The sequence below is a fragment of the Pseudomonas sp. B19(2017) genome (assembly GCF_002113165.1).
In the GTDB taxonomy this organism is placed as follows: domain Bacteria; phylum Pseudomonadota; class Gammaproteobacteria; order Pseudomonadales; family Pseudomonadaceae; genus Aquipseudomonas.
Window position 1 is genome coordinate 1 of sequence record NZ_NEJR01000016.1, and the last position, 20,552, is coordinate 20,552.

17 protein-coding genes are annotated in these 20,552 nt (G+C 64.4%); 12 read left to right on the forward strand and 5 right to left on the reverse strand.

What is annotated here, in order from left to right; genetic code table 11:
- Positions 1-197 precede the first annotated feature (197 nt).
- Positions 198-1,304, forward strand: coding sequence for an NADH:flavin oxidoreductase/NADH oxidase (locus tag CAF70_RS19615; RefSeq protein ID WP_085626386.1), 1,107 nt, complete (start codon positions 198-200; stop codon positions 1,302-1,304).
- A gap of 513 nt (positions 1,305-1,817) precedes the next feature.
- Here the strand turns inward: CAF70_RS19615 and CAF70_RS19620 are convergent.
- The 5 genes from CAF70_RS19620 to ydcS form a co-directional block, all read right to left on the reverse strand.
- Positions 1,818-3,242 (reverse strand): gamma-aminobutyraldehyde dehydrogenase, encoded by a 1,425-nt coding sequence (locus CAF70_RS19620; RefSeq protein ID WP_085626387.1) that lies wholly within the window; start codon positions 3,240-3,242, stop codon positions 1,818-1,820.
- A 17-nt stretch (positions 3,243-3,259) separates the two neighbouring features.
- Complete coding sequence (locus tag CAF70_RS19625) at positions 3,260-4,066, reverse strand: ABC transporter permease (RefSeq protein WP_085626388.1); 807 nt, start codon at positions 4,064-4,066, stop codon at positions 3,260-3,262.
- Entirely contained in the window at positions 4,056-4,967 is a 912-nt protein-coding gene (locus CAF70_RS19630) for an ABC transporter permease (protein ID WP_085626389.1), read from the reverse strand. The genes CAF70_RS19625 and CAF70_RS19630 overlap by 11 nt, the downstream gene beginning before the upstream one ends.
- Position 4,968: 1 nt before the next feature.
- The gene (locus CAF70_RS19635) at positions 4,969-6,000 is read right to left on the reverse strand and encodes an ABC transporter ATP-binding protein (protein WP_085626390.1); all 1,032 of its coding nucleotides are present in this window, start codon (positions 5,998-6,000) and stop codon (positions 4,969-4,971) included.
- A gap of 150 nt (positions 6,001-6,150) precedes the next feature.
- Positions 6,151-7,302, reverse strand: coding sequence for a putative ABC transporter substrate-binding protein YdcS (ydcS, locus tag CAF70_RS19640; RefSeq protein ID WP_085626391.1), 1,152 nt, complete (start codon positions 7,300-7,302; stop codon positions 6,151-6,153).
- A gap of 217 nt (positions 7,303-7,519) precedes the next feature.
- Between ydcS and CAF70_RS19645 the strand changes: the two genes are divergently transcribed.
- From CAF70_RS19645 to CAF70_RS19690, 11 genes are all read left to right on the forward strand, one after another.
- The gene (locus tag CAF70_RS19645) at positions 7,520-8,212 is read left to right on the forward strand and encodes a tellurite resistance TerB family protein (RefSeq protein ID WP_085626392.1); all 693 of its coding nucleotides are present in this window, start codon (positions 7,520-7,522) and stop codon (positions 8,210-8,212) included.
- A 172-nt stretch (positions 8,213-8,384) separates the two neighbouring features.
- Complete coding sequence (locus CAF70_RS19650; RefSeq protein ID WP_085626393.1) at positions 8,385-10,007, forward strand: methyl-accepting chemotaxis protein; 1,623 nt, start codon at positions 8,385-8,387, stop codon at positions 10,005-10,007.
- A 5-nt stretch (positions 10,008-10,012) separates the two neighbouring features.
- A complete protein-coding gene (locus CAF70_RS19655; RefSeq protein ID WP_085626394.1) occupies positions 10,013-10,519 on the forward strand; it encodes a chemotaxis protein CheW in 507 nt (168 codons plus the stop codon).
- On the forward strand, positions 10,516-11,790 hold the full coding sequence (locus CAF70_RS19660) for a protein-glutamate O-methyltransferase CheR (protein WP_085626395.1): 1,275 nt from the start codon (positions 10,516-10,518) through the stop codon (positions 11,788-11,790). The genes CAF70_RS19655 and CAF70_RS19660 overlap by 4 nt, the downstream gene beginning before the upstream one ends.
- A gap of 11 nt (positions 11,791-11,801) precedes the next feature.
- Positions 11,802-12,449, forward strand: coding sequence for a chemotaxis protein CheW (locus tag CAF70_RS19665; RefSeq protein WP_371915960.1), 648 nt, complete (start codon positions 11,802-11,804; stop codon positions 12,447-12,449).
- Positions 12,446-14,743: a hybrid sensor histidine kinase/response regulator gene (locus CAF70_RS19670; protein ID WP_085626397.1), complete on the forward strand. Its 2,298-nt coding sequence runs from the start codon at positions 12,446-12,448 to the stop codon at positions 14,741-14,743. Before CAF70_RS19665 ends, CAF70_RS19670 begins: the two co-directional genes overlap by 4 nt.
- A complete protein-coding gene (gene wspF / locus CAF70_RS19675; RefSeq protein ID WP_085626398.1) occupies positions 14,740-15,753 on the forward strand; it encodes a Wsp signal transduction system protein-glutamate methylesterase WspF in 1,014 nt (337 codons plus the stop codon). Before CAF70_RS19670 ends, wspF begins: the two co-directional genes overlap by 4 nt.
- Before the next feature lie 51 nt (positions 15,754-15,804).
- Complete coding sequence (gene wspR / locus CAF70_RS19680; protein WP_085626399.1) at positions 15,805-16,809, forward strand: Wsp signal transduction system regulator diguanylate cyclase WspR; 1,005 nt, start codon at positions 15,805-15,807, stop codon at positions 16,807-16,809.
- Positions 16,810-16,933: 124 nt separating this feature from the next.
- Positions 16,934-18,029, forward strand: a protein-coding gene (prfB, locus tag CAF70_RS27085) for a peptide chain release factor 2 (protein ID WP_108480361.1) whose coding sequence is annotated in 2 segments (ribosomal slippage) — positions 16,934-17,005 and positions 17,007-18,029 — 1,095 coding nt in all. Because the reading frame shifts where the segments join, the coding sequence is not laid out codon by codon here.
- A gap of 93 nt (positions 18,030-18,122) precedes the next feature.
- Positions 18,123-19,625, forward strand: coding sequence for a lysine--tRNA ligase (gene lysS, locus CAF70_RS19685; RefSeq protein ID WP_085626400.1), 1,503 nt, complete (start codon positions 18,123-18,125; stop codon positions 19,623-19,625).
- 205 nt (positions 19,626-19,830) lie between these two features.
- Positions 19,831-20,535, forward strand: coding sequence for a TetR/AcrR family transcriptional regulator (locus CAF70_RS19690; protein WP_085626401.1), 705 nt, complete (start codon positions 19,831-19,833; stop codon positions 20,533-20,535).
- Positions 20,536-20,552 lie beyond the last annotated feature (17 nt).

Below are 20,552 nucleotides of genomic sequence, written 5' to 3' on the forward strand. Positions count from 1 at the left end.
CTGGGCCGTAAGGGATATCTGAAACTCTGATCAGACATGGGGCTGGTAACGCAGAGCCGTTCAACCTCTACCAAATCCCATGGAACCTCCCCCCCAACCATTCTGGTCTAGTCTGATGTTATGACCGGACCCGGGCCAGGGACGTGCAATTGAGTGTTCGGGCCGGATCACCATTGGAGTCCTTGGGAGGTGCCCTCATGAGCCTGTTGCTCGAGCCTTACACCCTGCGTCAGTTGACCCTGCCCAACCGCATAGCTGTTTCGCCGATGTGCCAGTATTCCGCTGTCGATGGCCTGGCCAACGATTGGCACCTTGTCCATTTAGGCAGCCGCGCCGTGGGTGGTGCGGGCCTGGTAATCACTGAAGCCGTGGCGGTTACCGCCGATGGCCGCATCACCGCTGAAGACCTCGGCTTGTGGGACGACGCGCAGATCGCCCCATTGCAGCGCATCACCCGTTTCATCACCGCCCAGGGGGGCGTGCCCGGTATTCAGCTGGCTCACGCCGGGCGCAAGGCCAGCACCTATCGTCCGTGGCTGGGCAAGCAAGGCAGCGTCAAACTGGAAGAGGGCGGTTGGCAGCCGGTGGGGCCGTCGAAGATCGCCTTCGACCCGCAACACACACCGCCACGCGAGCTGACCCATGACGAGATCCAGGATGTGATCGCCGCCTTCGTCGCCTCGACCGAGCGTGCCCTGAAGGCCGGTTTCAAGGTGGTCGAAATCCACGCCGCTCATGGCTACCTGCTGCACCAGTTCCTGTCGCCGCTGAGCAACCAGCGTCGCGACGAATACGGCAGTTGCTTCGAAAACCGTATCCGCCTGACCCTGCAGGTGGTCGAGGCCGTGCGCAAGGTCTGGCCTGCCGAGTTACCGCTGTTCGTGCGTGTATCGGCCACCGACTGGGTCGAGGACGGCTGGAATCCGGATGAAACCGTCGAACTGGCGCGCCGTCTGCGTGGCTTGGGCGTCGACCTGATCGATGTGTCCTCCGGCGGCACCTCGGTCAATGCCGAAATCCCCACCGGGCCCGGCTACCAGACCCGCTTCGCCGAGCGCGTGCGCAAGGAGTCGGAAATTGCTACCGGCACCGTGGGCATGATTACCGAACCGGCCCAGGCCGAGCACATCCTGCGCACCGGCCAGGCCGACATCATCTTCCTTGCCCGTGAACTGCTGCGCGACCCGTACTGGCCGCTGCATGCCGACGATGATCTGGGCGGCAACAAGGCCACCTGGCCAGCGCAGTACCAGCGCGCCACCAGCCGGGCTAACCCGATTCACGAGTCGGACCTGCGCGACTAGGGGCTATCTGTACTGGCCTCTTCGCGGGCTTGCCCGCTCCCACAGGTAAATCACTAACCTCAAGGGCTGTGATGTACCTGTGGGAGCGGGCAAGCCCGCGAAGAAGGCGGCTCGGTGTTTTGCACCGGCTTTGCCGGTGTTCGCGGCGGTTCGACGCCTCGATGAACCCGCTCCCACAGAAATCGCGCAAAGTCAGGCGTTGATACTTACTCCTTTCTATTGGCTACTTCCAAATAGTCGTCCACTGCCTCTTTGAACGCGGCAGGCAATAGCCTGCGCGACCGAGCGTGAAACCCGACGATATCGCAAGTCGTGCAAAGGTGCCCGACCCATGAATGGTCTTCCTTGCTGTATTTCACCTTTGCTCGTTGTCCTCGATATTTCATGTCATCCAGCCTCGTGATAATCCAGTTTCGATGACTACAAGCTAAAGGATGTGGCATTAGGAATGGGCCGAACCGATTGCAGGAAAGCTCCCGGACTGAGGTGCCGATCTCAGCCCAGGCTTTACCCTCAATGCTTGATCATCACATGCCGCACACAGGTGTAGTCCTCCAGCCCATACATCGACATGTCCTTGCCATACCCCGAATGCTTCTGCCCGCCATGGGGCATTTCGCTGACCAGCATGAAGTGGGTGTTCACCCATGTGCAGCCATACTGCAGGCGCGCCGCCAGGCGGTGGGCGCGGCCGGTGTCGCGGGTCCAGACCGATGAGGCCAGGCCGTAGTTGGAGTCGTTGGCCCAGGACAGCGCCTGGGCCTCGTCGCTGAAGCGGGTCACCGACACCACGGGGCCGAACACTTCGTTGCGCACGATTTCGTCATCCTGCAGGGCATCGGCCAGCACGGTCGGTTCGAAGAAGAAGCCGTCGCCATCAATCGCCTTGCCACCGGTTACCAGGCGAATATGCGGCTGGGCGATGGCCCGTTGCACCAGCCCTGCGACCTTGTCGCGGTGCTGTGCACTGATCAGTGGCCCAAGTTCAGTGTCCTCGGCATCCTGCAGGCCTGGCTTGAGGCTGGCCACTGCGGCCCCCAGGCGTTCGACGAAACGCTCGTAGATGCCGTCCTGCACATACAGCCGACAGGCGGCGGTGCAGTCCTGGCCGGCGTTGTAGAAGCCGAAGGTGCGGATACCGTCGATGGCGGCGTCGATGTCGGCATCATCGAACACCAAAACCGGGGCCTTGCCGCCCAGTTCCATGTGCATGCGTTTTACGCTGTCGGCAGTGGCGCTGATGATGTGTGCGCCGGTAGGGATCGAGCCGGTCAGCGACACCATGCGCACCTTGGGGTGGGTGACCAGCGGGTTACCGACCGTCTGGCCACGGCCGAAGAGAATGTTCAGCACCCCCGCTGGCAGCAGGTCCCGGGCCAGTTCACCGAGGCGCAGTGCGGTCAGCGGGGTCAGCTCGGAGGGCTTGATCACCACCGTATTGCCGGCCGCCAGGGCCGGGGCGATCTTCCACGCCAGCATCATCAACGGGTAATTCCAAGGCGCGATCGAAGCCACCACGCCCAGCGGGTCGCGGCGGATCATCGACGTATGGCCCGGCAGGTACTCGCCGGCTGCCGAGCCGCCCAGGCAGCGCGCCGCACCGGCAAAGTAGCGGAACACGTCGGCAATCGCCGGGATCTCGTCATTCAGCGCGGCGCTCAGCGGCTTGCCGCAGTTCTGCGATTCCAGCCTGGCCAGTTCATCGCCATGTTCTTCGATAGCGTCGGCCAGCGCCAGCAAGGTTTGCGAGCGCTCCTTGGGGCTGGTTTGCGACCAGCTGTCGAAGGCCTGGTCGGCGGCGCGCACGGCGCTATCCACCTGGGCTTCGCTGGCTTCGTTGATCTGCGCCAGGGCGGTGCCCAGCGCCGGGTTGAGCACGGTCCAGGCCGGGCCTTGGCCAGCGACCATTTGACCATTGATCAGCATCTGCGTTTGCATCGGGGACTCCTCCAGGGTCATTTGCCGCTGCCCGCGACGCTTTCGCCGCCACGGGTCAGGTAATAGGCGCCAAGAATCGGCAGCATGGTCACCAGCATCACCAGCATGGCGACCACGTTGGTCACCGGCACGTCGCGCGGGCGGCTGAGCTGGTTGAGCAGCCAGATCGGCAGGGTGCGTTCGTGGCCGGCGGTGAAGGTGGTGACGATGATTTCGTCGAACGACAGGGCAAAGGCCAGCATGCCGCCGGCCAGCAGCGCCGAGCCGAGGTTGGGCAGGATGATGTAGCGGAAGGTCTGCCAGCCGTCGGCGCCCAGGTCCATCGAGGCTTCGATCAGGCTCTGCGAAGTGCGCCGCAGGCGGGCGATCACGTTGTTGTATACGATCACCACGCAGAACGTGGCGTGGCCGACCACGATGGTGAACACCCCAGGCTCTATCCCCAGGGTCTTGAACGCCGAGAGCAGGGCGATGCCGGTGATGATGCCGGGCAGGGCGATGGGCAGGATCAGCATCAGCGAAATGCTCTCCTTGCCGAAAAAGCTGCGCCGGTACAGCGCCGCCGAGGCCAGCGTGCCGAGCACCAGGGCGATCAGCGTGGCCAGGCAGGCTACCTGCAGCGACAACGTGATCGCCTCCCGCACATCGGGCCGGGCGAAAGCTACGGCGAACCACTTCAGGGTGAAGCCCTTGGGCGGGAAGCTGAACGCTGCGTCTTCGATGTTGAAGGCGTACAGGAAGATGATCAGGATCGGAAAGTGCAGGAACAGCAAGCCGCCCCAGGCGGCAAGGCGCAGCCCGGTCGAGGCTTTTTCAGAGTGCATCGAAGGCCCCCAGGCGCTTGACGATGGAAAGGTACACCGCGATCAGCACGATAGGCACCAGGGTGAACGCGGCGGCCATCGGCATGTTGCCGATCGCCCCTTGCTGGGCATAGACCATGCTGCCGATGAAATAACCGGGCGGGCCGATCAACTGCGGCACGATGAAGTCGCCCAGGGTCAGCGAAAAGGTAAAGATCGAGCCGGCGGCAATGCCCGGGATCGACAGTGGCAGGATCACCTGCATGAAGGTTTGCCCGGGCCGGGCGCCGAGGTCTGCCGAGGCGTGCAGCAACGACGGCGGCAAGCGCTCCAGCGAAGCCTGGATCGGCAGGATCATGAACGGCAGCCAGATATACACGAACACCATGAAGCGCCCCAGGTGCGAGGTCGACAGGGTGCTGCCGCCCACGCCTGGCACGGCCAGTACGGTTTGCAGCAAGGCATCCAGGTGCAGCTGCTGGACGAACCACTGGGCCACGCCGCCCTTGGCCAGCAGTAGGGTCCAGGCGTAGGTCTTGACGATGTAGCTGGCCCACATCGGCATCATCACTGCAATGTAGAAGAATGCCTTGGTCTTGCCGCTGGTGTAGCGCGCCATGTAGTAGGCGACAGGGAAGGCTAGCACCGCACTGGCCAGCGACACCGCCAGCGCCATGCCCAGGGTGCGCAGGATGATGTCGAAGTTCGACGGGTTGAACAGCGCGGTGAAATTGCCCAGGGTCAGGTCCGGGGTTACCGCCATGGTGAAGTCGTCGAAGGTATAGAAGCCCTGCCACAGCAGGTTCAGCAGCGAGCCAAGGTAGATCGCGCCGAACCAGGTCAGTGGCGGGATCAACAGCAGGGCCAGGTACAGGTTGGGGCGCCGGTACAGCAGGTTGGACAGGCCGCGCAATGTGCTCATGTCAGCAGCCCTCGGTTTCCTGCAGCAGCGTCATGGCTTCGCGGGGCCAGTGGGCCTGGACCCGTTGCCCGGGTTGCCAGGCCTGTGCCTGCGCCTGCCAGCGGTCGTTGGCCTGGCTCACCGCCAGCAACTGGCCGCTGTCCAGCTGCAGCTCGTAGCGGGTGGCACTGCCCTGGTACTGTATATCGTGCAGCAGGCCGCTGACCTGGACATGCTCACCGGTTGTGGCCGGGTCACCGAGACGGATGTGTTCGGGGCGGATGGAGAAGGGCGCCGGGCTGCCATTGAGCGCCATGGCCAGTTCGCCGCGCACCACGTTGGAGCTGCCGACGAATTCCGCAACGAAGGGGGTGGCCGGCTGCATGTACAGGTTGCGCGGGGTGTCGACCTGCTCGATACGGCCGCGGTTGAACACTGCGACACGGTCGGACATCGACAGCGCCTCGGTCTGGTCGTGGGTGACGAATATGAAGGTGATGCCCAGCTGGCGCTGCAGCTTTTTCAGCTCGCCCTGCATCTGTTCGCGCAATTTCAGGTCCAGCGCGCCCAGCGGCTCGTCCAGCAGCAGTACCCGTGGCCGGTTGACCAGCGCACGGGCCAGGGCCACGCGCTGACGCTGGCCGCCGGACAGCTGCGCCGGCCTACGCCCGCCGTAGCCGGCCAAAGCCACCATCGCCAAGGCTTCTTCGGCGCGGCTGTGGCGTTCGGCTTTGGCCACGCCCTTTACCTTCAGGCCGTAGGCGATGTTGTCCAGTACGTTCATGTGCGGGAACAATGCGTAGTCCTGGAATACGGTGTTGACGTCGCGCAGGTAGGGCGGCACGCCGCCGGCTTCGACGCCGTGGATGCGGATCGAACCGCTGGTGGGTTGCTCGAAGCCGGCGATCAGGCGCAGGCAGGTGGTCTTGCCCGAGCCAGAGGGGCCGAGCATGGAAAAGAATTCGCCATCGACGATGTCGATGCTGACCTGGTCGACGGCCTTGACCTCGCCGAAGGTGCGGGAGACCTGGGTGAACTGAACGGCTAGGGGCATGCGTGGGCTCCAGGCATCAAAGTTTCTCCTGTGCCGGCCTCTTCGCGGGCACGCCCGCTCCCACAGGTACTACACAGCCTTCAAGGCCGGTGCCCTACCTGTGGGAGCGGGCAAGCCCGCGAAGAGGTCGGGCCAGGCATTCAGGCAACCTCAGCGCCCACCCATGATCGCAATGTAATCCTGGGTCCAGCGGCTATACGGCACGAACTTGCCCCCCTGGGCCTGCGGGGTTTTCCAGAAGGCGATCTTGTCGAAGTTGTCGAAGCCATTGGTCTTGCAACCCTCGGCCCCCAGCAGCTCGCTGCCGGTACAGGCCGCCGGTACTGCAGGCAACGAACCGAACCAGGCTGCCACGTCACCCTGTACCTTCGGCTGCAGCGACCAGTCCATCCATTTGTAGGCACAGTTAGGGTGCTTGGCCTCGCTGTGCAGCATGGTGGTATCGGCCCAGCCGGTCGCGCCTTCCTTGGGGATGGTCGAGGCCACAGGCTGCTTCTCGGCCTTCAGGCCATTGACCATATAACCCCAGGAGCTGGAGGCGACTACGCCTTCATTCTTCACGTCGCTCATCTGTACCGTGGCGTCATGCCAGTAGCGGTGAATCAGCGGTTGCTGCTGGCGCAGCAGTTCCAGCACGGCCTTGTACTGCGCTTCGTTCAACTCGTACGGGTCCTGAATGCCCAGCTCCGGCTTGGCCGTCTTCAGGTACAACGCCGCATCGGCGATGTAGATCGGCCCGTCGTAGGCCTGCACGCGGCCCTTGTTCGGCTTGCCGTCGGGCAGGTTCTGCGGCTCGAACAGCACGCCCCAGCTGGTGGGTGCCTGCTTGAACACCTCGGTGTTGTACAGCAGAACATTCGGCCCCCACTGGTACGGGGTGCCATAGACCCGCTTGTCGACCACGTACCAGCCGCCGTTCTGCAGCCGTGGGTCGATGTTCTTCCAGTTGGGGATCAAGGCGGTGTTGATCGGTTGTACCCGCTTGCCCGCGATCAGCCGCAGCGACGCGTCGCCCGAGGCGGTGACCAGGTCGTAGCCGCCCTTGGTCATCAGGCTGACCATCTCGTCCGAAGTGGCGGCGGTCTTCACGCTGACCTTGCAGCCGGTTTCCTGCTCGAAACCGGTCACCCAGTCGTAGGCCTTGTCGCTTTCACCGCGCTCTATGTAGCCGGGCCAGGCGACGATGTCCAGGCGGCCCTCGCCGGGCCCCAGGGCCTTGGGCGGTTCGCCAGCCTGCAGGCCGGCGCTGGCCAGCACGGCGCAGGCAGTGGCGCCGAGCAATGCGGTCTTGTGCACTGACATGGTGTTCCCTCTTCTTGGAGATTTTGGTCGGAGGCAGTCGTCAAGCAAGCCGTGAAGCAATCGTTATAAGCGTAGTGCGGTTGCGCGCGGTATTGGCGATATCGAGTCTAGTTGGCTTTTTGCCAGCCAATGCAACATCCGGAAGCAAATCCCCCATGGCGATCGCGCGGGCAGGGCTTAACCTGACGGCTCCCTTGGCCAATGTGGAGACCGTTTGATGAATACCCGGGGATTGCTCGACCAGTTGCTCAAGTCCGGCCAGGACTTGCTCGCCAGCCAGGCCGGCAAGGGCAGCGCTGGCAAGCCAGCTGCCAGTGCCGGCGGCCTTGGCAGCCTGCTTTCCGGTGCCGGTGGCGGCGCCCTGGCGGCAGGTGCAATGGGTTTGCTGCTGGGCAACAGGAAAGCCCGCAAATATGGCGGCAAGGCCCTCACCTATGGCGGCCTGGCAGCGCTCGGTGTACTGGCCTACAAGGCTTACGGCAACTGGCAGGCGCGCCAGCAGATGGCCGCCACCGAGCCACAGACGGTCGACCGCCTGCCGCCGGCCCAGGCCGAGCAGCACAGCCAGGCGGTGCTGCAGGCGCTGGTGGCGGCGGCCAAGTCCGATGGCCATATCGACGAACGCGAGCGGGCGCTGATCGAGGGCGAGTTCACGCGTCTGGGCACAGACCGCGAATTGCAGCATTGGCTGCATGCCGAGCTGAACAGGCCACTGGACCCGGCCGAAGTGGCCCGTGCCGCGCAAACGCCGGAGATGGCTGCCGAGATGTACCTGGCCAGCGTGATGATGATCGACCAGGAGAACTTCATGGAGCGTGCCTACCTGGACGAACTGGCCCGCCAGTTACGCCTGGACCCTGGCCTGCGCCAGGAACTGGAAAGCCAGGCAAGGCTTGCTGCCGGCCAGTGATGGGGGCTGCGTTGCAGCCCATCGCCGGCAAGCCGGGCTCCCACAGGGATCGCACATGGCCTGAGGTCATGCGGTCGAGGTGGGAGCCGCACATTTCAGCCGCATGAGCGCTGGGCGCCTGGGCTATACTTCGGCGATTTCCCCGCTCGTTGTGAATTCCTGAGGGCTGAATGTGAAGAACTGGACCTTGCGCCAACGGATCCTGGCAAGTTTCGCCGTGATCATCGCCATCATGCTGCTGATGATCGTGGCCGCCTACTCGCGGCTGGCGACCATCGCATCTGCCGAGCAGGCAGTGGGCAGCGACAGCATTCCCGGCCTCTACTACAGCTCCATGATCCGCAGCGCCTGGGTCGACAGCTACGTCACCAGCCAGCAGCTGGTGGGCCTGTCCAACCAGCGCGAAATCACCTCGGCCGACATGGAACTGTTCAAGAGTTTCGAGGACCGCCTGCGGCAACACATGGCGAGTTATCAGAACACGATCAAGAGCAAGGACGACCAGACCCGCTTCGACAGCTTCGGGCAACTCGCGGACAATTACCTGAAGATCGTCAACCAGGTGCTGGACGCCTATCGCCGGCATGACTACGCCGAAGCCCAGCGGCTGATCAACGAGGTGCTCACCCCGGCCTGGGTGGATGGGCGCAAGCACCTGAACGAAGTCATCGAGGACAATCGCATATCGGCCAACGAGGCTACCAACGAAATCGTCAGCGCCGTGAGCACCGCCAAGGGCAGCATGGTGGTTTCGCTGTTGCTGGCAATCATCGCCGCGGGCATATGCGGGCTGCTGCTCATGCGTGTCATCAGTGCGCCCATGCAGCGTATCGTGCATGCCCTCGACAAACTGCGCTCTGGCGACCTGAGCATGCGCCTGAGCCTGGACCGCAAGGACGAATTCGGTGCCATCGAGAGCGGCTTCAACGAAATGGCCGAAGCCCTGGCCAACCTGGTGGCCCAGGCCCAGCGCTCGTCGGTGCAGGTGACCACCTCGGTAACCGAGATCGCCGCCACTTCCAAGCAGCAGCAGGCTACCGCCACCGAAACCGCCGCCACCACTACGGAAATCGGCGCCACCTCGCGGGAAATCGCCGCCACCTCGCGCGACTTGGTGCGTACCATGACCGAAGTCACCTCGGCCGCCGATCAGGCCTCCAGCCTGGCCGGCTCCGGCCAGCAGGGCCTGGCGCGCATGGAGGAAACCATGCACCAGGTGATGGGCGCTGCCGACCTGGTCAACGCCAAGCTGGGCATCCTCAACGAGAAGGCAAGCAACATCACCCAGATGGTGGTGACCATCGTCAAGGTCGCCGACCAGACCAACCTGTTGTCGCTGAATGCTGCCATCGAGGCGGAGAAGGCCGGCGAGTACGGCCGCGGCTTTGCCGTGGTGGCAACCGAAGTGCGCCGCCTTGCCGACCAGACTGCCGTGGCCACCTACGACATCGAGCAGATGGTGCGCGAGATCCAGTCCGCCGTGTCGGCCGGGGTCATGGGAATGGACAAGTTTTCCGAAGAGGTGCGCCGCGGCATGTTCGAGGTACAGCAGGTGGGTGAGCAACTTAGCCAGATCATCCACCAGGTGCAGGCCCTGGCACCGCGCGTGTTGATGGTCAATGAAGGCATGCAGGCCCAGGCTACCGGTGCCGAACAGATCAACCAGGCGCTGGCGCAGCTCAGCGATGCCAGCACCCAGACGGTCGAGTCGTTGCGCCAGGCCAGTTTCGCCATCGACGAGCTGAGCCAGGTGGCCGCCGGCCTGCGTGGCGGCGTGTCGCGTTTCAAAGTCTGACCGCGATGAAGGAATTGCAACCGCGTGCTGCGCGAGCGGGCAACGCCCAGGGGGCGTTGTACCTGCAGTTTCGCATCAAGGAGCAGCGCTTTGCCCTGAGCGTGCACGAGGTGATCGAGGTGCTACCGCGCCAGCCGCTCAAGCCGATCGCTCAGGCGCCTGATTGGGTCGCGGGCATTCTTGCCCACCGAGGCCTGCTGGTGCCGGTGATCGACCTGGCAGCGTTGAGCTTCGGCCAGCCAGCGGCGCAACGCACCAGTACCCGGCTGGTGCTGGTGCATTACCGCGATGGCCTGCAGCTTGGCCTGATCCTGGAACAGGCCACCGAAACCCTGCGTTGCCACCCCGACGAGTTCCAGCCGTATGGCGTAGACAGCGGCGAAGCCCAGTATCTGGGCCCGGTGCGCCAGGATGAACAGGGCTTGTTGCAGTGCATCGAAGTCAACGATCTGCTGCCCGATGCCGTGCACGAGCTGCTGTACGCCGATGATCCGACAGGGAGGCCGACATGAGCGAACAGCGTTTCTTCCGCTTCCTGCGCGACCGCATCGGCCTGGATGTGGAGTCGGTGGGCGCGCCCATGGTCGAGCGTGCGCTACGCCAGCGTTGTGTGGCGGCCAACACCGCGGATCTGGATGATTACTGGCTGTACCTGCAGCGATCGCTGGATGAGCAACAGGCACTGATCGAGGCGGTGATTGTCCCGGAAACCTGGTTTTTCCGTTATCCCGAATCCTTCGCTGCGCTGGCCAGCCTGGCACACAAGCGCCTGGCCGAGCTGGCCGGGGCGCGCCCGCTGCGCTTGCTCAGCCTGCCCTGTTCGACCGGCGAGGAACCCTATTCGCTGGCCATGGCCCTGTTCGATGCCGGCATCGCGCCGGGGGCGTTTCTGATCGACGGCATGGACATCAGCCCCGGTTCGGTGGCCAAGGCCGTGCAGGCCGTGTACGGCCGCAATGCTTTCCGTGGCAGCGACCTGAGCTTTCGCGAGCGCTACTTCGATGTCGTCGAAGAAGGCCACCACCTTCATCAGCGGGTGCGCGAGCAGGTCAACCTGCAGGTGGGCAATGTGCTCGACCCGACGCTGGCCAGCCGCGATGGCCTGTACGATTTCGTGTTCTGTCGCAACTTGCTGATCTACTTCGATGTACCGACCCAGCAACGGGTGTTCGAAGTGCTCAAGCGCCTGCTGCACCCACAGGGCGTGCTGTTCATCGGCCCGGCCGAAGGCAGCTTGTTGGCACGCCTGGGCATGCGCCCGCTGGGGGTTGCCCAGTCGTTTGCCTACGTGCGCCAGGAGGACGGCGCCGCCGCGCGGGCCCCGGCCCCGGTGCAGCCCGTGCGGCGCACCTTGCCACCCTCGGCGACGCCAGGCTTTTCCGCCGCGAACGCGCCCTTGCCCCGGCCGCTACGCGTGCTGCCGACGCCAGCCAGGCCCGCACCGGCCCGCGCGCAGAAACGCGAGGAGGCCAGCGAGTTGCTGGCCAGCATTGCCCGGCTGGCCAACGCCGGCGCCAGCGAGCAGGCCCGTGCCGAATGCCAGCGCTACCTGGGCCAGTTTGCGCCTGCGGCGCAGGTTTACTACTGGCTTGGGCTGCTGAGCGATACCGAAGGCGATGCGCAGCAGGCGCTGAGCCACTACCGCAAAGCCCTGTACCTGGAGCCGCAGCACCCTGAGGCGCTGGTGCACCTGGCGGCCTTGCTGGCGGCCCAGGGCGACCTGGCCGGTGCCCGGCGCCTGCAGGAGCGCGCTGCGCGGGTTGGCCGGGAGTCTGAACGATGAAGGAATCCGCGATGCAATTGCTCGCCGAGGATGACGCGCACATCGACGACTGCTGGAACCGCATCGGCGTGCACGGCGACAAGCAGTGCCCGCTGCTGGAGCGTCACGTTCACTGCCGCAACTGCGAAGTCTACGCCGCTGCTGCCACTCGCCTGCTCGATCGCTACGCGCTGATGCAGGACCATCAGGCTGCCATGGCGCCGCCGGTCGAGGAAAGCAGTGGCCGCTCCATGCTGCTGTTCCGCCTGGGGGAAGAGTGGCTGGCGCTGGCCACTGCCTGCCTGGCCGAAATTGCCCCGTTGCAAGCGGTGCATTCACTGCCCCACCAGCGCTCACGGGTGTTGCTTGGGGTGGCCAACGTGCGCGGTGCGCTGGTGCCCTGCCTGTCACTGGCCGACCTTTTGGGGGTGCAGGCCAGCGCTGGCGAACAACGCAGCGGCCGATCGCTGCCGCGCATGCTGATCCTGGCCGCCAAGGGGGGGCCGGTAGTGATGGCGGTCGAGGAAATCGACGGCATTCACCGGCTCGACCCGCTGCTGCCGGGCAGTGGTCAGGACGCCACCCACTTCACCGCTGCGGTGCTGCAATGGCGTGGCCGTAGCGTGCGAGTGCTGGACGATCAACACTTACTGTCTGCCGTGCAGCGGAGCCTGTCATGACCCCAGAGCAAATGCGCGACGCATCGTTGCTCGAACTGTTCAGCCTGGAGGCCGAGGCGCAGACCCAGGTGCTCAGCGTCGGCCTGATGGCGCTGGAACGTAACCCTACGCAGGCCGACCAGCTCGAGGCTTGCATGCGTGCCGCCCACTCGCTGAAGGGGGCGGCGCGGATCGTCGGGGTGGATGCGGGTGTCAGCGTAGCCCACGTCATGGAAGATTGCCTGGTAGCTGCCCAGGAGGGCCGCCTGCGTTTGAGCGCCGAGCATATCGACGCCCTTTTGCAGGGCACTGACCTGCTGATGCGCATTGCTACGCCTGGTGACACCGTGGCGCAGGCGAGCCTGCCGGTGTTCCTCGCGCAAATGGCCAACCTGCTTGATCCTGGTGGGGCAGTCATGCCCCCCGTGCCACCTGCCTTGCCAGCGGCGCCGGAAACGCCAGTGCAAGCCATGCAAGCCGAAGCGTTTCCGTTGCCTGTCGAGCCCTTGGCGCCCGAACCCGAGCCGGCCTCACATCGCAAGGCCGGCAAGCGCGCGGGCGAAGGTACGGAACGGGTGCTGCGGGTAACCGCCGACCGCCTCAACAGCCTGCTCGACCTGTCCAGCAAGTCGCTGGTGGAAACCCAGCGGCTCAAGCCTTACCTGGCCACCCTGCAGCGCCTCAAGCGCATGCACGGCCAGGGCATGCAGGCGCTCGACGGCCTGCGCACGCAGCTGGAGGGCAGTGGTCAGAGCAGCGAGGTGCTCGAAGCCCTGGCACAGACCCAGCGCTTGCTGGCAGAAACCCAGCAGATCCTGCAGCAGCAGGCTAGCGACCTGGACGAGTTCGGCTGGCAGGCCAGCCAGCGCGCGCAACTGCTTTACGACACTGCGCTGGCCTGCCGCATGCGGCCGTTTGCCGATGTGCTGACCGGGCAGAGCCGCATGGTGCGGGACCTTGGCCGCTCGCTGGGCAAGCCGGTGCGGTTGCTGGTGGAAGGGGAAAAGACCCAGGTTGACCGCGATGTCCTGGAAAAGCTCGAAGCGCCGCTGACCCACCTGCTGCGTAACGCGGTCGATCACGGCATCGAGCTGCCCGAGCGGCGTCTGCTGGCGGGCAAGGCGGAGGAGGGCGTGATTCGCCTGCGGGCCTTGCACCAGGCCGGCATGCTCAGCCTTGAACTGATCGATGACGGAGCTGGCATCGACCTTGAGCGCCTGCGCAGCAGCATCGTCGAGCGTGCCCTGTCGCCCGCCGACACGGTGGCGCGGATGAGCGAGGCAGAGTTGCTGACGTTCCTGTTCCTGCCCGGCTTCAGCCTGCGCGACAAGGTCACCGAGGTGTCCGGGCGCGGCGTCGGCCTGGATGCGGTGCAGCACATGATCCGTGAGCTGCGCGGTTCGATCGAGCTGACCCAGTGGGCCGGGCAGGGCTGCCGTTTCCACTTGCAGGTGCCGCTGACCCTGTCGGTGGTGCGCAGCCTGGTGGTCGAGGTAGGTGGCGAGGCGTATGCCTTCCCGCTTGCCCATATCGAACGCACGCTGGAAGTGGGCGCCGACGAGATCGTGCAGATCGAAGGGCGCCAGCACTTCTGGCACGAAGGCCGGCACATCGGTCTGGTCGCGGCCAGCCAGCTGCTCAACCGCCCGGCCGGGCAAGCGCAGGAGAGCAGCCTGCGGGTGGTGGTGATCCGTGAACGTGAGCAACTCTACGGCGTGGCCGTGGAGCGGCTGGTGGGCGAGCGGGTGCTGGTGGTGATGCCGCTCGACCCACGGCTGGGCAAGGTGCAGGACATTTCCTCGGGCGCCTTGCTCGACGATGGTTCGGTGGTACTGATCATTGATGTCGAGGACCTGCTGCGCTCGCTGGAGAAACTGCTCAGCACCGGCAGCCTTGAACGCATCGAGCGCGGTGGCAGCGGCGCCCGTGGCGTAGCGCGCAAGCGCATCCTGGTGGTCGACGACTCGCTGACCGTGCGTGAACTGCAGCGCAAGCTGCTTGGCAACCGTGGCTACGACGTTGCGGTGGCGGTGGATGGCATGGACGGCTGGAACGCCCTGCGTGGCGAAGACTTCGACCTGCTGATCACCGACATTGACATGCCGCGCATGGACGGCATCGAACTGGTCACCCTGGTGCGCCGCGACCAGCGCCTACAATCGCTGCCGGTGATGGTGGTGTCGTACAAGGACCGTGAGGAAGACCGACGGCGTGGCCTGGATGCCGGCGCCGACTATTATTTGGCCAAGGCCAGTTTCCACGACGATGCGTTGCTGGATGCTGTGGTTGAGCTGATCGGAGGTGCTCAGGGATGAAGATCGCCATCGTCAACGACATGCCCATGGCCGTCGAGGCGCTGCGCCGGGTAGTTGCCTTCGAGCCCGAGCACCAGGTGATCTGGGTGGCCGGTAATGGTGCCGAGGCGGTGCAGCGTTGCACGGAGCAACTACCGGACCTGATCCTCATGGACCTGATAATGCCAGTGATGGACGGCGTCGAGGCCACTCGCAGGATCATGGCCGAAACCCCCTGCGCCATCGTGATCGTAACGGTCGACCGCAAGCAGAACATGCACCGGGTGTTTGAGGCCATGGGCCACGGCGCCCTCGACGTGGTCGACACGCCGGCGTTGGGGGCGGGCGATCCGCGCGAAGCGGCAGCGCCACTGCTGCGCAAGATCCTCAACATAAGCTGGCTGATCGGCCAGCAGCGAGCCCCGGCCGCACGCTCGGTCGCTGCCCCGGTACGGGTCACGTCCCAGCACCGCGGGCTGGTGGCGATCGGCTCGTCGGCTGGTGGCCCGGCAGCCCTTGAAGTACTGCTCAAGAGCCTGCCGGCGGCATTTCCGGCGGCGATCGTGCTGGTCCAGCATGTGGACCAGGTTTTTGCTGCTGGCATGGCCGAATGGCTCAGCAGCGCTGCCGGCTTGCCGGTGCGTCTGGCCCGTGAAGGCGAGCCGCCGCAGCCGGGGCAGGTGTTGCTGGCCGGCACCAATCACCACATCCGCCTGCTACAGAACGGCCAACTGGCCTACACTGCCGAACCGGTCAATGAGATCTACCGGCCTTCGATCGATGTGTTCTTCGAGAGTGTGGCGCGCTACTGGACCGGCGATGCGGTGGGCGTGCTGCTTACCGGCATGGGCCGCGACGGTGCCCAGGGCCTGAAGCTGATGCGCCAGCAGGGCTTCTTGACCATTGCCCAGGACCAGGCCAGCAGTGCGGTGTACGGGATGCCCAAGGCCGCTGCGGCTATCGATGCCGCAGTGGAAATCCGCCCGCTGGAACGCATAGCCGGGCGCTTGATGGAATTTTTCGCAAAATGACGAAGTGTATTGAATCACGCCGCCAGGCCGGCAGTGATCGGGTGAACAGGTATGAATGACTTACCGATCGAAGGTTTCGCGACCGCCAACGAGAACTCGGCAATGGTGCTGTTGGTCGATGACCAGGCCATGATCGGCGAGGCGGTACGGCGCGGCCTGGCCAATGAGGAAAACATCGACTTCCACTTCTGCGCCGACCCGCACCAGGCAGTGGCCCAGGCGGTGCGCATCAAGCCGACGGTAATCCTGCAGGACCTGATCATGCCTGGCCTGGACGGGCTGACCCTGGTGCGTGAATACCGCAACAACCCGGCGACCCAGGACATCCCGATCATCGTCCTGTCGACCAAGGAAGACCCGCTGGTCAAGAGCGCGGCGTTTGCCGCCGGGGCCAACGATTACCTGGTCAAGCTGCCGGACACCATCGAGCTGGTGGCGCGCATTCGCTATCACTCACGCTCCTACCTGACCTTGCTGCAGCGCGACGAGGCATACCGCGCCCTGCGCGTCAGCCAGCAGCAATTGCTCGACACCAACCTGATGCTGCAGCGGCTGATGAACTCCGATGGCCTGACCGGGCTGTCCAACCGCCGCCATTTTGACGAGTATCTGGAGCTGGAATGGCGCCGGGCGATGCGTGAACAGCAGCAGTTGTCGCTGCTGATGATCGACGTGGACTTCTTCAAGGCCTACAACGACAGCTTCGGTCACCTGGCCGGCGACGAGGCCTTGCGCCAGGTGGCCGAGGCGCTGCGCGGCTCGTGCTCGCGGCCGACCGACCTGCCGGCGCGCTATGGTGGCGAAGAGTTCGCGTTGGTATTGCCCAACACTTCGCCGGGTGGGGCACGCCTGGTGGCCGAGAAGCTGCGCCAGACCGTGCTCGGCCTGGGTATTCCGCATACTGCGCCGGTGCCTGACTCGTATCTGACCGTGAGCATCGGTCTGGCCACCCAGACTCCATCCATCGGCAGCCATAGCCGGCAGCTGATTTCGGCCGCCGACAAAGGCCTGTACCAGGCCAAGAATGGTGGGCGCAACCAGGTCGGCATCGCCTGACAGGGCCTGCACCGCTCCTACAAGGGAAATTGCGGCCATTTGGGCGCCCGGCGGGTCTGCCGCCCTGCTACGGACTCGGTTATACTCGCAGGCTTTTCACCGAATTCGTGCGAGTAGCCAGCCCATGGAAATCCAACCGATCCTGAACACCATCAAGGACCTCACCGAGCGTTCCCAGTCCATTCGGGGGTATCTTTGACTACGATCACAAGCATGACCGCCTGATCGAAGTCAACCGCGAGCTTGAAGACCCCAACGTCTGGAACAAGCCCGAGTACGCTCAGGCCCTGGGCCGCGAGCGTGCCATGCTGGCACAGGTCGTCGAGACCCTGGACAAGCTGTCCGGCGGCCTGGCGGACTGCCAGGACCTGCTCGACATGGCCGTCGAGGAAAATGACGAAGGCGCTGTCGGCGACGTCGTGACCGAACTGGAAGGCCTGGAAGAAAAGCTGGCCCAGCTCGAGTTCCGTCGCATGTTCAGCGGCGAGATGGACATGAACAACGCCTACCTGGACATCCAGGCCGGCTCCGGTGGTACCGAGGCGCAGGACTGGGCCAACATCCTGCTGCGCATGTACCTGCGCTGGGCCGACAAGCGTGGTTTCGATGCCACCATCATCGAGCTTTCCGAAGGTGAAGTCGCCGGTATCAAGGGCGCCACCGTGCATATCAAGGGCGAGTACGCCTTCGGCTGGCTGCGCACCGAGATCGGTGTGCATCGCCTGGTGCGCAAGAGCCCGTTCGACTCCGGTGCCCGTCGCCATACCTCGTTCTCGGCGGTGTTCGTGTCGCCCGAAATCGACGACAAGGTCGAGATCGAGATCAACCCGGCCGACCTGCGCATCGACACCTACCGTTCCTCCGGTGCCGGTGGTCAGCACGTGAACACCACCGACTCGGCGGTGCGTATTACCCACGTACCGACCAATACCGTGGTGGCCTGCCAGAACGAACGCTCCCAGCACGCCAACAAGGACACCGCCATGAAGATGCTGCGGGCCAAGTTGTACGAGCTGGAAATGCAGAAGCGCAACGCCGCCTCGCAGGCGCTGGAAGACAGCAAGTCGGACATCGGCTGGGGCCACCAGATCCGCTCCTACGTACTGGATGACTCGCGTATCAAGGACCTGCGTACCGGTGTAGAGCGCAGCGACTGCCAGAAGGTACTGGACGGTGATCTCGACCAGTACCTGGAAGCGAGCCTCAAGCAGGGGCTGTAAGCCACACACAACCGCCGCGGTACCTGGCCTGGGGCCGGTATCGCGAGCCCTGCCCGAAAGGGGCACCGAACACCTGATGGAAAGAATGACGAAATGAGCGACCTCAAGACCGAAGCGCAAGACCTGCAACAGGAAGAAAACGCCCTGATCGCCCTGCGCAAGGAAAAGCTTGCCGCCGAGCGCGCCAAGGGCAATGCCTTCCCCAATGACTTCCGTCGCGACAGCTACTGCAATGACCTGCAGAAGCAGTACGCGGACAAGACCAAGGAAGAACTGGAAGCAGCAGCGATTCCGGTCAAGGTTGCCGGCCGCATCATGCTCAACCGCGGCTCGTTCATGGTGATTCAGGACATGACCGGCCGTATCCAGGTCTACGTCAACCGCAAGACCTTGTCGGAAGAAACCCTGGCCGCGGTCAAGACCTGGGACCTGGGCGACATCATCAGCGCAGAAGGTACCTTGGCTCGTTCCGGCAAGGGCGACCTGTACGTCGAAATGACCAACGTGCGTCTGCTGACCAAGTCGCTGCGCCCGCTGCCCGACAAGCACCACGGCCTGACCGACACCGAGCAGCGCTACCGCCAGCGCTACGTCGACCTGATGGTCAACGAAGAGACCCGCCACACTTTCCGTGTGCGTTCGCAAGTGATCTCGCACATCCGCAAGTTCCTCATCGAGCGCGACTTCCTCGAAGTCGAGACGCCGATGCTGCAGACCATCCCGGGCGGTGCTGCGGCCAAGCCGTTCGAAACCCATCACAATGCCCTGGACATGGCCATGTTCCTGCGTATTGCGCCGGAGCTGTACCTCAAGCGCCTGGTGGTTGGTGGCTTCGAGAAGGTGTTCGAAATCAACCGCAACTTCCGTAACGAAGGCGTTTCGACTCGTCACAACCCTGAATTCACCATGCTCGAGTTCTACCAGGCCTACGCCGACTACCGCGACAACATGGACCTCACCGAGGAACTGTTCCGCGAACTGGCGCAGCTGGTACTGGGCACTACCGACGTACCCTACGGCGACAAGGTGTTCCATTTCGGTGAACCGTTCGCCCGCCTGTCGGTATTCGACTCGATCCTCAAGTACAACCCGGAGCTGACCGCTGCCGACCTGCAGGACGTCGACCGCGCCCGCGAGATCGCCAAAAAGGCCGGCGCCAAGGTGCTGGGCCACGAAGGCCTGGGCAAGCTGCAGGTGATGATTTTCGAAGAGTTGGTCGAGCACAAGCTGGAGCAACCGCACTTCATCACCGAGTACCCGTTCGAAGTGTCGCCGCTGGCCCGTCGCAACGACGAAAACCCGGCTGTTACCGACCGTTTCGAGCTGTTCATCGGTGGCCGCGAGATCGCCAACGCCTACTCCGAGCTCAACGATGCCGAAGACCAGGCCGAGCGCTTCCTGGCCCAGGTGGCCGAGAAGGACGCCGGTGACGACGAAGCCATGCACTACGACGCCGACTTCGTTCGTGCCCTGGAATACGGCATGCCGCCGACGGCAGGTGAAGGCATCGGTATCGACCGCCTGGTGATGCTGCTGACCAACTCGCCGTCGATCCGTGACGTAATCCTGTTCCCGCACATGCGTCCGCAGGCCTGAGTGAATTGAATGAGCCGCCTTTCGAGGCGGCTTTTTCTTGCCTGTACACTTGAATTGCCTGTGCCGGCCCTTTCGCGGCTAAAGCCGCTCCCACAGGGATCCCACTGCCCTCAGGCTGGTGCAGTCCCTGTGGGAGCGGCTTTAGCCGCGAAGAGGCCGGCACTGACGAAACACTGTCCATGAGGTACCCCCCGTGACACCCGCAATGCCTCACCAGGGCGCCGCCGGCATCGCCACCGCCGTCGCCGAAAGCGTGCAATACCAAGGCCGCAAAACTGCCCGCCAGGGCAGCGAGCAGCGTCGCCAACTGATCCTCGACGCCGCCATGCGCATTGTCGTGCGCGACGGCGTACGCGGTGTGCGCCATCGCGCCGTGGCCGCCGAGGCCGGTGTGCCATTGTCGGCCACCACCTACTATTTCAAGGACATCGAGGACCTGCTCACCGACACCTTCGCCCAGTACGTCGAGCGCAGTGCTGCCTACATGGCCAAGCTGTGGGCCAACACCGAGGTGGTATTGCGCCAGTTGCTGGCCCAGGGCGACGGCGGCCCGCAGGCACGGGCACGGCTGGCTGACGAGGTAGCGCGCATGACTGCCGACTACGTACAGCGGCAGCTGCTGACCCGTCGCGACTTCCTGATGGCCGAGCAGGCCTTCCGCCAGGAAGCGCTGCTGTGCCCGCGCCTGGCCGAACTGGTGTGCGCCCATGAGCAGATCCTGCTGCATGGCACCCGGCAATTGCTGCAGGTGGTGGGCTCGCGGCAACCGGAGCAGGACGCCCAGATGTTGACGGCGATTATCGAGCAGATGGAATATCAGGGCCTGCTCAAGGATGCGAACGCGCAAGCCGATGGGCAGATGCTCGCTATGCTTAGCCGATACCTGCAGCTGGTGCTGGCGTCGGCCTGAGCCGAGACCGATTTTTC